The 14,096-nt window shown below is 56.6% G+C and carries 9 protein-coding genes; all 9 read left to right on the forward strand.

Annotated features, from left to right (window positions below):
* Window positions 1–13 precede the first annotated feature (13 nt).
* The 9 genes from tagH (at window position 14) to tssM (ending at window position 14,096) form a co-directional block, all read left to right on the forward strand.
* The gene (gene tagH, locus ABYA77_RS01730) at window positions 14–1,204 is read left to right on the forward strand and encodes a type VI secretion system-associated FHA domain protein TagH (RefSeq protein WP_372964205.1); all 1,191 of its coding nucleotides are present in this window, start codon (window positions 14–16) and stop codon (window positions 1,202–1,204) included.
* Window positions 1,205–1,206: 2 nt separating this feature from the next.
* Window positions 1,207–1,740, forward strand: a complete 534-nt coding sequence (gene tssJ / locus ABYA77_RS01735; protein ID WP_372964206.1) for a type VI secretion system lipoprotein TssJ — start codon at window positions 1,207–1,209, stop codon at window positions 1,738–1,740.
* Window positions 1,740–3,074: a type VI secretion system baseplate subunit TssK gene (tssK, locus tag ABYA77_RS01740; protein WP_372964207.1), complete on the forward strand. Its 1,335-nt coding sequence runs from the start codon at window positions 1,740–1,742 to the stop codon at window positions 3,072–3,074. Before tssJ ends, tssK begins: the two co-directional genes overlap by 1 nt.
* Window positions 3,075–3,077: 3 nt before the next feature.
* Window positions 3,078–3,899 (forward strand): type IVB secretion system protein IcmH/DotU, encoded by an 822-nt coding sequence (icmH, locus tag ABYA77_RS01745; RefSeq protein WP_372964208.1) that lies wholly within the window; start codon window positions 3,078–3,080, stop codon window positions 3,897–3,899.
* Window positions 3,865–6,552, forward strand: coding sequence for a type VI secretion system ATPase TssH (gene tssH / locus ABYA77_RS01750; RefSeq protein ID WP_372964209.1), 2,688 nt, complete (start codon window positions 3,865–3,867; stop codon window positions 6,550–6,552). Before icmH ends, tssH begins: the two co-directional genes overlap by 35 nt.
* A gap of 264 nt (window positions 6,553–6,816) precedes the next feature.
* The gene (locus ABYA77_RS01755; protein ID WP_372964273.1) at window positions 6,817–8,382 is read left to right on the forward strand and encodes a sigma 54-interacting transcriptional regulator; all 1,566 of its coding nucleotides are present in this window, start codon (window positions 6,817–6,819) and stop codon (window positions 8,380–8,382) included.
* Window positions 8,379–9,020: a type VI secretion system-associated protein VasI gene (gene vasI, locus ABYA77_RS01760; protein ID WP_372964210.1), complete on the forward strand. Its 642-nt coding sequence runs from the start codon at window positions 8,379–8,381 to the stop codon at window positions 9,018–9,020. Before ABYA77_RS01755 ends, vasI begins: the two co-directional genes overlap by 4 nt.
* 12 nt (window positions 9,021–9,032) lie before the next feature.
* Complete coding sequence (gene tssA, locus ABYA77_RS01765) at window positions 9,033–10,478, forward strand: type VI secretion system protein TssA (protein WP_372964211.1); 1,446 nt, start codon at window positions 9,033–9,035, stop codon at window positions 10,476–10,478.
* 24 nt (window positions 10,479–10,502) lie between these two features.
* On the forward strand, window positions 10,503–14,096 hold the full coding sequence (gene tssM, locus ABYA77_RS01770; RefSeq protein WP_372964212.1) for a type VI secretion system membrane subunit TssM: 3,594 nt from the start codon (window positions 10,503–10,505) through the stop codon (window positions 14,094–14,096).

Raw genomic sequence — 14,096 nt, forward strand, 5'->3', positions numbered from 1 at the left:
AGGAGCCGGAGACGTGGCAAAACAGAGAGCAGAACTGACGTTGGTGATCACCAACCCCACGGAAATCAGCGGGGGGGCCAGTATCGAGCATTGTTTCAGCTCGACAGGTGGCTCTATCGGAACGGCGGCTAATGATACCTGGCGCTTGTCTCCACATCGCACGGGCGCTGTGCCTGGCCATGCTGAGGTGCGTTATCTGGATGGTGAGTTTTGCCTGATTGACCGTAGTGGCAGAACATTCATCAACAGCAGTAGTCAACCCGTTGGGCGGGGGCGTCGCGCACGCCTTAGCCATGGTGACACGGTGACCATCGGGCGCTACCAGATGAGAGCAGAGCTCCATGATTGTTCTTCTGGAACGTCATGGTTTGAGGGAGAGGAGGGGCTGGATCATCAGCTTGTGGATGTTGGCGATGGTGAGTTACGTCGTTCCGGGCATGAACAGGATGTATCTGAAGGCCGTGAACCTCTGGAAGGTCTTAAGGCATCAGATGATAACGTGCAAAACACGGATCCGCTGGCGTCTTGGCAGCAGCCAGATAGCTGCAATAACAGATACGTAACAAAGGAGCGACACGGAATGTCAGAGAGCAAGGTACCGGGTCCGGATGCCAGCCGTCAGCACATCAGCGGGGCTCCTCTGATGCGTGGCCTGGGCACTGAAATTGATTTTGCCGACAGTGATGACATGCGGCTGTTTCTTGAAGAAGCCGGCCAGACTCTGAAGGCGGCTGTCAATGGTCTGCTGGCACTACATATGGGCGAAGACACCCGGCATCGAGCTCTGCGCACCCGGCTTCAACCTATCGAAGATAACCCGTTGCGGTTAGGCAATGACTACGCCGGTACCATCCGGGCACTGTTTGCCGCCGAGCGAAGCCCGGTTCATCTGTCTGCCCCGGCCGCCGTGAGGGAGAGCCTGGAGAGCCTGAATCATCACCAACAGGCAACGCAGGAGGCAATCCGTGAAGCGCTGGAAGCGATACTTCATGCCTTTTCGCCAGAAGCGTTGTTGCGCAGGTTCCACGGCTATCGCCGGGGCTTGCAGGATAACGAAGACGAGGGCCGCTGGGCCTGGAACATGTACCAACACTATTACCAAGAGCTGAGGTCCAGTCGTCAGCAGGGTTTTGAACGCCTGTTTCAGGAAGTGTTCGACCAGGCATACGACCAACACTTGCGCCAATTACAGAGGGAAAGTTGATTGTGAATTACTGCAAATGGAGCTTGCTGACTATTGTGATATTTCTGGTGGGGTGCAGTACCCCTTATAACGCAGTTACCAAAACGGCCAAAGTGCTGTGGGACCCTGATATCCCTGTGGGCTATCCGGAAGATCAGCCCACTCTTGTGGATCTCACCATGCTTGCGGAACCGAGTGTAAACCCGAATCAGTCTTTGGCACCGACGCCGATCGCGTTTCAGATCATCGAATTGCGGGACAGTTCGTTGTTGATGGCGGGTGACTTCGATCAGTTGCTGAACAACCTTGAGGGCTCGCTCGGGCGGAACTACGTGGATCATAGCGATTACACCTTGGTGCCTGGCCAGTTCAAGTTTGTCGAACCTTTTGAAATCAGCGAAGACACGCGGTTTATCGGGGTGATTGCCTTTTATGCCTACCCCAACTTGTCCCAGTGGAAAAAAGTGGTGAAGGTTAATCCGATCGGAGGTACTTATCACCTGCTGGTAAACCTGCGTGAGCGGGAAGTGAAACTGACACCTTCGGATGAAAGCTGATGACTGCAATCAATCGGGTAGTCTGGAGTGACGGACTCTTCATCAAGCCGCAACACTTCCAGCAACAGCAGCGATATCTTGAGCACCAGATCAATGAACGGGCTTTGGCGATCTCAGATTACTTATACGGTTTCAGTAATCTGGAGCTGAATGCCGAGTATCTGAGTTTTGGCCGGATCGGGTTGGTGCGGGCATCCGGGTTGTTCCCGGATGGCACCCGATTCAATCTGCCTCAAGATGATGTAATGCCTGATCCGCTGGAAATCACGGATGCCTCGGTAGCCAACCAGGTGGTGTACCTGGCTCTGCCATTGGGTAGTGACTCTCTGGCCGAAGTGGAGTGGCCAGATGGCCCTGTCGCTGGCCGGTTTCGTGCGCTCTCGGTTGAAATCCGAGACCTGCATTCGGTCGACGGTGATACCTATAGCATTGATGTCGGGCGAGTGGCGCCACGGCTGATGCTGGAACGGGAAGACCGAAGCGCCTACGCGGCACTGGCTATTGGTCGGATTCTGGAAAAACGCCCGGATGGCAGCCTGGTGATGGACCCCCATTTCCTGCCAACCATGCTCAGTGTGCGTTCAGCGCCACGCCTGCACCGGTTTGTGGGTGAAATGTCAGGCTTGATGCAGGAGCGCGCCCGCAATATTGCTGAGCGCGTGGGCGCGCCAGGCCAGGGTAGTGTTGCCGATGTCTCAGATTTCATGCTGCTGCAACTGTTGAATCGGGCGCACCCGAAGTTTATGCATCTGGCACGTTTGCGTCAGTTGCATCCGGAGAGGCTCTACGAAGCCTTGCTGGAGCTGTGTGGAGAGTTGGTGACCTTCACTGATGAAAGCCGTATGCCACGTGAGTTTATCTCCTACGACCATGACCTTCCGGAGGGCTGTTTCAGCCCACTTATGCAAGTCTTGCGTCAGGCTCTGAGCACAGTGTTGGAACCACGGGCCCTGTCTATTTCTCTGCAGCAGCGTCAGTACGGACTGACCGTTGCACCGGTGCAGGACAGTCAGCTAATCAACGATGCCGAGTTTATTCTGGCGGTCAAATCCGATATGCCGCTGGACGACCTGCGCAAACAGTTTACTCAGCAGTGCAAGGTGGCCTCGGTGGAGAAAATTCGCGACCTTATCAGCCTGCAGCTGCCGGGCATTCCGTTGTCCGCACTGCCGGTAGCCCCGCGCCAATTGCCTTATCATGCGGGCTTTGTGTACTTCCGGCTGGATGATCAGAGCCAGGCCTGGCAGATGCTCGACAACGCCAGCGGTTTCGCCTTCCATGTGGCGGGCAGCTATCCGGGGCTGGAGATGCAATTCTGGGCAATCAGGAGCTAAATCATGGCAGATGCACCGGTAATGGATGGACCAGGTAGCACCACGGATTCGGGTGATCGTGCATTCAGTGAACTTCTGTTTGCGGGCTCCGGGAATACCGGCGACCGGCCAGAGTTTAATAACACAGCTTTTCAGCTTAGAGGGCTGGAAGAAAACCGCTTGATCGATGCCGCCACATCGTTACTGGGTCTGGTTATCCGGGTTCGCCGGCTGGCGGACTTCCGGGATGTGGAAAGTCTGTACCAGCAGGTACTGGACGAGGTCGCCGCTATCGACCGAGAGTTGGTCGAGCAGGGGTATGAGCGTCCCACCGTTGTGGCCTACCGTTATGTATTGTGTGCTTTCATCGACGAAGCAGTGCTGGGGACTGATTGGGGGGCTCACAGTGTGTGGTCCCAGCATTCTCTGCTATCGCGATTCCACAACGAAACCTGGGGTGGGGAAAAAGTCTTCGCCATTCTGGCTCGCATGGAGAAAGAGCCGGAGCGTTACAGGGATATGCTCGGCTTTATCTATCTGTGCCTGTGCCTGGGTTTTGAAGGTCGTTACAAGGTGATGGAAAACGGTCGGGAAGAATACGATCAGATTGTACGTGGTCTGTATGAGCAGTTACGAGACCTAAGAGGCGACAGGGATCCACGGCCGCTGGCTGATGCCTCAGAAAACGTGGTTCCGGCTCGTAACCGTTTGCGCAGCGGCTTGCCAGTCTGGGGTATTGGAGGTCTGTTTATCGCAGCGATGGCGGGCATTTACCACTTGTATAACGTGGCGCTGAACGAACGCATCAGGGATGTGCTCAGCGTTCTGGACCAACTACCAAAATAAGGATATCACTGTGATTCGGGTAGAACTGCCGGCGCTGATCGGGCGCCTGAACGACATTTCACGCCAGGCACTGGAAGCCTCAGCGGCCCTGTGTATCAGTCGTCAGGGTGCGGAAATCACCCCGGCGCACCTTCTGTTTAAATTACTGGAAACCCCGTTCTCGGATGTGCGCCAGATTCTGGAACACACGGGCATCAACCACCAGCAACTGCAGCCCGTGGTGGGTGACAGCCTGAATGGCGAACCGCAAACCGCTGAGCCGTACCCGTCGTTCTCACCGCTGCTGGTAGAGCTGATGCAGGATGCCTGGCTGCTGGCCTCGGCTGAACTGGGCCACACGGAACTTCGCTCAGGGGGGGTGTTTCTGGCGCTGTTGATGAACGCTGACCGATACCTGATGCCCCGGGTCGCCCAGGCATTAGTGGACATCAACCGGGAACAGCTGCGCAAGCAGTTTGATCGGGTAACCGAGGGTTCTGTGGAACGTCCGCAGCTGATGGAAAGCGGTGGTGCCAATCCAGCGGTTGAGGCCGATATGGACCCGCTCAAACGTTACGCCACCGACTTCACCAGGCTGGCCCGGGAAGGCAAACTGGACCCCGTGGTGTGTCGGGATGCCGAGATCGATCAGATGATCGACATTCTGTGCCGTCGCCGCAAGAACAACCCCATCGTGGTGGGCGATGCCGGGGTGGGCAAAAGTGCTGTGGTTGAAGGGCTCGCCCTGCGTATCGTTAACGGCGATGTGCCGGACCGCCTGAAGAACGTCGAACTTTGGACCCTGGATATGGGTGCCCTGCAGGCTGGTGCCTCGGTGAAGGGCGAGTTTGAAAAACGCTTGAAGGGCGTGATTGAAGCCGTTAAAGGTTCGGCTATCCCAGTTATCCTGTTTATCGATGAAGCCCACACCCTGATCGGCGCAGGTAACAATGAAGGTGGCTCGGATGCGGCCAACTTGCTAAAGCCTGCTCTGGCCCGGGGCGAACTGCGCACCATCGCTGCTACTACCTGGCGCGAGTACAAGAAATACTTCGAAAAAGATCCGGCTCTTAGCCGTCGCTTCCAGCCGGTGGCTTTGGATGAGCCGACACCGGGTGAAGCCGTTTACATCCTCCGAGGCCTGCGCACGGTCTACGAAAAGGCCCACCACGTATTGATCGCTGACAGCGCCCTGAAAGCGGCTGCTGAAATGTCCGCCCGTTACCTGGCCGGTCGCCAGCTGCCGGACAAAGCCATCGACGTACTGGATACTGCCTGTGCCCGAGTCAGCCTGAACCTGAGCACACCGCCACGCCGTCTCAGCCATGTGCGAAGTGAACTGCATCAGCTGGTCCAGGAGCTGGAGCTTCTGAACCGGGAACACACGCTTGGCCAGAACGTGGATGCCGAGCGGGAGCAGACCCTGGAGCAACAGATTGCTGACTTAACCTCTGAATCCGAAGCGCTGGAACAAAGCTGGAATGATCAGCGCGAACTTGTTGCCCGATTGGTCGAGGTCCGCGAACAGCTGTTGGCGGAGGATATTGAGGGCCGAACCACCGATGACGCTGCAGTTGAGTTAGCCGAGAGCGATCATGAAGAGCGCCCGGACCTGAAAAGCGAAGCCGCCGCCATCGAACAGGAACTGGCTGAACTCCAGGCCGACGAACCGTTGGTACACGCCCGGGTGGACGCACGCCAGGTGGCCGAAGTCATCGCTGACTGGACCGGCATCCCGGTTAATCGCATGACCACCGACGAGCTGGAAAAAATCACCCATTTGCCGGAGTATCTGCAGGCCCATATCAAAGGCCAGGACACCGCCATTAGCTGCCTGCACCAGCACCTGCTCACCGCCCGCGCTGATCTCCGTCGTCCAGGCCGCCCGATGGGTGCCTTTTTGCTGGTGGGACCGAGCGGCGTAGGTAAAACCGAAACTGTGGTGCAACTGGCCGAACTGCTCTATGGTGGCCGCCAGTTCCTCACCACCATCAACATGTCTGAATACCAGGAGAAGCACACCGTCTCCCGCCTGATCGGTTCACCCCCAGGCTACGTCGGATTTGGCGAAGGCGGCATTCTTACCGAAGCCATCCGCCAGAAGCCTTATTCCGTGGTGCTGCTCGACGAAGTCGAAAAAGCCCACCCGGAAGTGCTCAACCTCTTCTACCAGGCTTTCGACAAAGGCGAACTGGCCGACGGTGAAGGCCGGTTGATCGACTGCAAAAACGTGGTCTTCTTCCTGACCTCCAACCTCGGCTTCCAGACCATCGTCAACCACGCCGACGAGCCGGAGAAGATCGAAGAAGCCCTGTATCCGGAATTGGCCAGCTTCTTCAAGCCGGCGTTGCTGGCGCGGATGGAAGTGGTGCCCTACCTGCCGCTGGGTGAAGACACCCTCAACCGCATCGTTGGCGACAAACTCCAGCGTCTGGCTGACCAGATTCAAGCCCGTTACCACACCGAGGTGGTACTGGAAGACGGCCTGGTCGAAGCTATCCGCAGCCGCGCCACCAGAAGTGAAAACGGCGCGCGGATGCTGGAGTCGATCATTGAAGGCGAACTGCTGCCACCGGTGTCGCTGGCGTTGCTGGAAAAACTGGCGGCCAGGGAGCCGGTGACGAAGGTCACACTGGGTGTGGAAGAAAACAAATTCACAGGAATCGTCGCTTAGCCTGGAGGCTTCCTGAATCGTAACGCACCGTGGGGGATAGCTTTCCAAAACCCTGCGGAGCCATGGGTGAAGGGTGAAAGCCCTTCACGGGTTGGCCAGGGATGGCTAAGACAGGACCCTCACTGCGACGCAGGAGCAGTAAGCAGTGAGGGCGGAGCGGAGCGTACAGGGATGTATTCACAGCGTGTTTTGGAAAGCCACCCCGCAGGATGCGCGGGCGACGAACTCCCAAGTAATCATTTTGGAAACAGAAACATGGGAAGGATGCAGAAGGAACTGCACACCGGCATCGATCTGGCCGTGGCACTGATCAAACAGGACACGCTGACAGCGCTGTTGGACACCGCCACCCGGCAACTCGAACATGCCTTCGGACTCAGCAAGTGCTGGGCGCTGGAACTCGACCTCAGCGGCCGGACCCTGCACTGCAGCAAACTGGACGAAGCGGGCGAGTTTGATTGTAACGACTTCAGCCACCCCTTCGCCCACGTGCTGCAGACAGGCCAGCCGAGGGAGCTCACCCGTGCTGCCAGCTATCGCCTGGACCATGCCGGCTTCCAGACGCTCCTGGAACTTAGTGGCCGCCCGAGAAGCTTCTGGCTGGAACCCCTCAAAGGCGAAGACGGCCGGACCCTTGGCATGCTTGTACTTTGCGGCGATCACCCTGACTGGCAAGGCATCGTTGCTCAGTCACTGTACAGCGGGCTCAAGCAGCTACTGGTGCATCAATGGATCAGCCAGTTGCAAACCCGTGATCAGGTGTGGCAACGGCGGCTGCTCAAGCGCTCCCTCGACCACCTGCACGATGCTGAAAGCCTGCGCCAGCGCTGCAGGCAGCTGGCCTGCACCCTGGTGGGTGATTCCGAAGCCATGGCCAACCTCCGGGCCCAGGTGGTGCGTGCGGCGGGTAGCCAGCTGTCAGTGTTGATCCAGGGTGAAACTGGTTGTGGCAAAGACGTCGTTGCCCGAGGTATTCACGATATGTCTGACCGCGCCAGTGGGCCTCTGGTGGTGGTGAATTGTGCGGCCATTCCAGACACCCTGTTGGAGAGCGAATTGTTCGGTCACACCAAGGGCGCATTCTCTGGCGCGGATCAAGCCAAAGATGGCCTGCTGGCCCAGGCCAATGGAGGAACCCTGTTTCTGGATGAAATCGGCGACATGCCTATGGCGTTGCAATCCAAACTGTTGCGAGTCCTCGAAAGCCGACAGTTCCGGCCTTTGGGAGCCCGGGAAGAGCAATATTCAGATTTTCGTGTGGTAGCTGCTACCCATCAGCCTTTGCAGCAGGGCATCGAAGAGGGCGTGTTCCGTCGGGACCTGTTTTACCGCCTGAGCCAGTTCCCGCTACGTGTGACTCCGCTGCGTGAGCGGACCGAAGATCTGGAAGCTCTGAGTCGCCATTTCATTGGCTTATACACCGAGCGCGAAGGCAGTGGCCCTCTCGGTATCAGCAGTCACTCCCTGCATACGTTGGCAGGCTATAACTTTCCGGGCAACGTGCGGGAGTTGCGCAATATCATCGAACTCGCGTGCCTGCAAACCCCGGAGGGTGACGATATTCAGCCTGAAGCCTTAAGGCTCGATGATCCACTCTCGGATACCTGCCGGCCCATAAATGCTGAAGCAGAAGCTCACATCATGCCCGGTGTGCCGATGACCGACGAAATTCGTGACCTGAAAGCCGCGGCGCAGGCGTTTGAGGCAGCGATTATCCGAGATCGCCTGCGGCAATACAACGGCAACCGCGCACAAGCCGCCGAAAGCCTGGGTTTGCCCAAGCGTACCTTGGCCCATAAATGTCTGAAGTATCAGGTAACCGACGTATGACCCTGAAAGAGAAAATCCAACATGGCCTGCTTGGTCTGGTGCTGTTGTTGGCGAGCAGCAGCAGCTTGGCTGATCTGCGTCTGAGCAGAGCGGAAACCTGCTCGAAAGAAGCCAACCGGCTGGCAAGGCTGGCCTGTTTTGATGAGGTGTTTGGCACACCACTGGCTCGCTATGAAGAAGGCACAAAGGCGGTGGTAATTCATCAATCTGAGCGCTGGCGCCAGGCTTTTGCACAGTCAGGTCATGATGACACCGGAGGCGTGATTTATCGGAATACCGGCACAGTGGCCGGGCATCTTGTGACGGTTACGGCCCTGGGTACTCAGCCTCCACGGCCGGTGCTGACGCTGCAGTGCCATAACAACATCACCGAGCTGATGGTGATGCTACCCGAACCGACAGGCCTGGAGCGGGTTGACGTAACTCTGGGCTCGGAGCGCAGCCAATGGCGAGTGCGGGACGAAGGCTTAGTGGTAAGTGCCGGTAGAGGTCTGCCCGCCATTCGGCTGGTGTCGGGGGTAGCCAGCCAGCCCGACGCCAGAATTCACGCCAATGCACCGGAACTGGATGGTCTGTTGTTTGACCTGAGCGGCTATGAAGACGCTATCAAGCCGTTACGAAAAGCTTGCGGCTGGTAAGGAGGGAGCCTCATGCAGTTAATCGAACAGCATCCTTACGTCGATCAAATACTCACCGCTATTCCGGGAGATTCCAGTACCGGTGGTAGTCTTGAAGATGACTGCGTACTGGAATTTCTGGAAGACGAAGTAAGGAAAGTAGGCTCGCTGGCCCACAACGACATCAACTGGAACAGGGTTGAAAGCGAATCGCTGCAACTGCTGGCAGATCGTAGCAAAGATATCAAAGTGCTGGGTTTCCTGATGTTGGCCTTGCAGCGGGGCGGCGATGGTGAGCGCTTTGCCTTGTCCCTTTACGTGCTGCACCGGGTGCTGGATGACTGGTGGGAAAAGGCCTGGCCCTTTCCCGGCGCAAAGGGCCAACGGGCTCGTAAAATGTTGTTTAACCAGATGTTGCAGAGGGCATTGAAAAGCGTCGAAGGTTTGGACTTTGACGCCAGCGTAGGCGACGGACGTCAATTTTGTCTGGATCTGATTAGCAAACTCGATGACCAGGCGAAACAGCGAGGCCTGCCGGATGACCCGCTGTTTGATTTAAAACGGGCGGTAGAGAAACTGCCGAAACCGGATCAGGACGCCAATAACCCGATGCCCTCTGATGCTGAGACAGACAGTGTGGCCAGTACTCAGGTCGCACCGACGGCCAAACAACCTACTTCCAGTACGGCCTCTGCTGCTTTGGGGAGTCTCACTCTGGACCCGGGCAATGAGCGGGCTACCCGCCAGAGTTTACTGAAAGTTGCGGAATGGCTGACCAGTATCGAGCCAGGCAACCCGCTGGGTTACCAGGTTCGCCGTTATGCCATCTGGCAGAGTATCACCAGCCTGCCTCCAACCCGGGATGGCAAACGTACAGATTTGGCTGCTGTCAGCGCAGACCGGGTAGCGGATTACAAAGAAGCGCTGGATAAATTGCCAGATAACCAGTTGTGGCAACGCATTGAGCAGAGTTTATCGGTAAGTCCGTTCTGGCTGGACGGCCACTGGCTGAGCGCTCGCGTGGCCCAGGCTTTAGGTAAAAGCCGTTGTGCTGAAGCAATCAGGGAAGCCTTGAAGGCTTTTGTTGAACAGTTGCCGCAATTGGCAGAGTTGACCTTCAATGACCAAACACCGTTTCTCAGTGAAGAGGCTGCGGAATGGATGCACACGGTTCCCGTTTCAGCCGGGGCCAGTGGTGGTGGAACCAATCCCTGGGAGCAGGCGCTGGATAGCGCCCTCGAATTGGCGCAGAAAAACAAGTTGTCATCTGCGTTGGAACTCCTGGAACAGGGGCTGGCCGATGCCCGGGAGCCTCGGGAGCAATTCTACTGGCGTCTGGCTATTGCAAAGCTGATGAAAGAAACCGGCCTGAAAGCCATGGCGGCACAACAGATTCAGGATCTGCAGGGGCAGGTTCGCGGGCTGATTCTCGAAAACTGGGAACCAGGCCTTATCAAACAAATGGAACGACTGGCGTAACGCCCGTCCGCATTAAACGCAGGAATGGATACCATGTGGAGAAAAGCATTACTCATTGGACGTTGGCTTCTGCCGTACCTCCGGAACGCTGCTCCGGTTGTTCTCGTGTTGAGCCTTATTGCCCTGCTGGTGGCAACCTGGTGGCTTGGCCCTCGCCTGGAAATTAATGATGAATACCCTTTGGTTGCCTGGCAAATGCGGGCTCTGGTTACCCTTGGAGTGATTCTGTTGGTCGTGATGTTCTGGGGCATGGCCCTGGCTCGTCGCTTGGGTAAGGTCAACAAGGCCAAGGCCGCTGAGCAACAGGAGCAGGAAGATCCGATTCTGCCCATGGAGCGGCGGCAGCAACGCCTGCTCGACCGGCAGTTGCAGGCACTAAAAAGCAATTTGCCCGGTCGCAAAGGGCTGTATCGCTTGCCCTGGTATCTGGTGATGGGGCTGGAAGATGCCGGTAAAACCAGCTTGATTCAACGTTCGGGGCAAACCTACACACTAACCAATGTCACCCGTAACAATCGGAGAGAGCGTAACCCCTTTGGTTTTGATTGGTGGATTGGTGACCACGGCGTACTGATTGATCCGGATGGTGAGCTGCTGAGTCAAAACCAGGGCGAAGGTGCCACGAGCGAAATTCAGAATCGGTTGTGGAACCACTTTATCGGCTGGCTGGAACGCAGCCGGCCGCAACGTCCTCTGAACGGTATTATTCTGGCTGTAGATTTGGCTCGACTGAGCGCCGAGGGCGATCAGCAACGTCAAGCCCAGGCGATTCTGCTGCGGACGCGCGTGCGGGAATTGATGGAGCAACTAGGCTCACGCCTGCCAGTGTATGTCACCTTCACGAAAATGGACCTGCTGTACGGTTTTACGCCTTTTGTTCGCACCTTGTCGAAGCTGGAAAAAGAGAAAGCACTTGGCTTTACTTTCCGGCTGGAGAGCCAGCAAGACCATGACCAATGGCTTGAGCAGTTTGCTGACCGATATGCACAAATGGTGGACGAGTTAAGCCAGCGCTTACCGGATGTACTTTCAGATACCCGAGATCCCGAAGAACGGGCTGCCGTATATTCGTTTACCCGTCAACTGGCCGGGCTTAAGCCGGCCATTGAGCAATTTCTCAGTGACCTGCTGTCAGCCGATGCCTTTTCAACCCCGGCCCTGGTCCGAGGTTCCTATTTCACCTCCGTTCTTCAGGAAGGTGTGCCGGAAGATGCCTTTGTGGCTGCAGCGGCCCGCAATTACCAGATCAGCAGCCCCATTCAACCGGCCCAGCGCAGTGGGCAGTCTGTCAGCTTGTTTACCAAAGATCTGTTTCCTGAAGTAATTTATCGGGAAGCAGGATTGGCCGGTGACAATCGCAAGGTTGTGATCAAGCGCCGCAGGAAGGTTGCGTTCGCGGCTATGGTTGCCCTTTGTGCCGGAGCTGGCATAACTGCCGGCTGGCAGCACTATTTTATCAAAAATGCTGAAGCCGCTGTCCAGGTGGAAAACCGGGTTAACTCCTTCCTCAACAACTGGCAGCCTGTGGGTTACGAGCCAGACAGTACTGGCCGAAACCTGCTCCAGCCACTGGATGAACTGCGGGAAGCCACGCTGGCTTTCGGCGACTACCGCAAGGAATGGCCGTTGGTCACCGATATGGGACTGTATCAGGGCCATAAAGTCGGGCCGGAAGTTGATACAGCCTATCTGGACATGCTGGCCTATCAATATCTGCCGACTTTGATGTTCGGTGTGATGGAAGAAATGGGCCAGGCACCCGACAACAGTACGGAACGGCTGGAGCACTTGCGAGTGCTTCGCATGATGTACGATGAGAGCGGGCGTCGCAGCGATATTGTCTTTGCGTACATGCGGGAATACTGGCAAGTTCGATTCCCCGGTCAGCGGGATGTGCAAAATCGCCTGTACAGCCATTTACAGTACGCCATGACCCATACCAATCTGGCTGGAATGGCTGCAGAAGGTGACCAGGCTGCAATTATGGCGCTGGCACCGTTCCGCAGTAGTGTTCAGTGGGCGCAGCATGAACTGGGTCGCATCAGTACACCGGACCGCGTTTACCAGGATCTGGAGGCAGAAGCGCGCCGGGAATTGCAGTCGCCTCTGGAGTTGGCGCGCAGTTCGGGCCCGGCATTTTCCACCGTGTTCACCCGAGTTGATGCATATGGGGAACCACTTGCCGGAGAACTACCAACTGAAGAGGACCCCATCGCAATCGATATGTTGTTGACGCGAGAGGGGCTGGAGAAGTGGTTCCTGCGTAAATCTGGCTCTGTGACCGAGTTGGCGCTGGTTGATGCCTGGGTGCTTGGGCGCCGGAATGACGTTGACTTCAGTAAAGCGGACGAAGCTGAATTACTGGCCAGCCTGCAAACCCTGTATGCAGAGAACTACGCAAACACCTGGCGCACTGCGCTGAGTCGAGTCGACATTCACCGGTTTACAGATCTCAATCATGGGGTGCGTATTCTGGAAAGCCTCACCAGCGGCCACCAACCGTTGGCCCGCTTTTTAGGTGAGATTCAGAATAATACTCGCCTGATTCCTGTGGGTGAGGGCGAAGCCGAAATAGCCCGGAAGCTGCTTGAGGAGTCACCTCATTTCAGAATGCTCCAGGATATCGAGCGCCAGTTTGATGAACTGAATCAGTTAACGCGAAAACAAGGTGATCATCCGACGGGGCTGGATGAAATTATGGTGGTGGTCACGGAACTGCACGAATATATGCGCAGTATTCAGGAGTCGCCGGATGCTGGTAAAGCAGCACTGAGCGCAGCGCGAGCGCGCATGGGGCTTCAGGGTGCAGACCCTATATTCACTTTACAGCGCATGGCAGGCCATCAGCCAGAGCCGTTGAACCGCTTGTTGAATCGCCTTGCGACCGAGAGCTGGCGGGTTGTGCTTGATAAGGCTGTGGCTCAGCTTGAGCGAGAGTGGTACAGGGAGGTGTATCAGCCATTCCAGCAGAATCTGGCTCGCCACTACCCATTTGCCTCCGAAGCGGGTCGGGACGCTGCCCTGCAGGATTTTGAGCGATTTTTCGCACCGGACGGCATACTGGAAAACTTCTACAACGACAACCTGAAACTGTTCCTGGAAGATCACCCTGAACAGGTGGGCGATGCCCGTAAAGCAAGCCTGGTGCGTCGGGATGTACTTGCTGCACTGAACCGGGCACGACAGATTCGCCAGGCGTTCTTTACGCGAAGCGGAACTCTGGATGTAGAGTTTGCATTGGAGCCTTTGAACCTCTCCAATAATAAGCGCCGAGCCGTTGTCAATCTTGATGGCCAACTGGTGGAGTTCTCTCATGGGCCGCGCCAGAGCATACCTTTGGTATGGCCCAATACCTTGCGGGATGCGGTAGAAAGCCGAATTACTTTGGTGCCGGTACAGGTCAACCGTTCGCCCAGGAGTATTTCGGAAAATGGCCCCTGGGCATTGTTCCGGTTGTTGGATAAAGCAGATATCACTGGCGTCAGTAGTAACGCGGTGGACGTGATGTTCAAAGTGGATGATGGCGAGATGCGTTACCGCCTGCATGCGGCCAGTAATACCAACCCGTTCACACAGCAGCTACTTGCAGGCTACCGAATTCCCCGCAGCTTGTATTAA

This window comes from Marinobacter sp. (assembly GCF_041595835.1).
Classification (GTDB): Bacteria; Pseudomonadota; Gammaproteobacteria; order Pseudomonadales; family Oleiphilaceae; genus Marinobacter.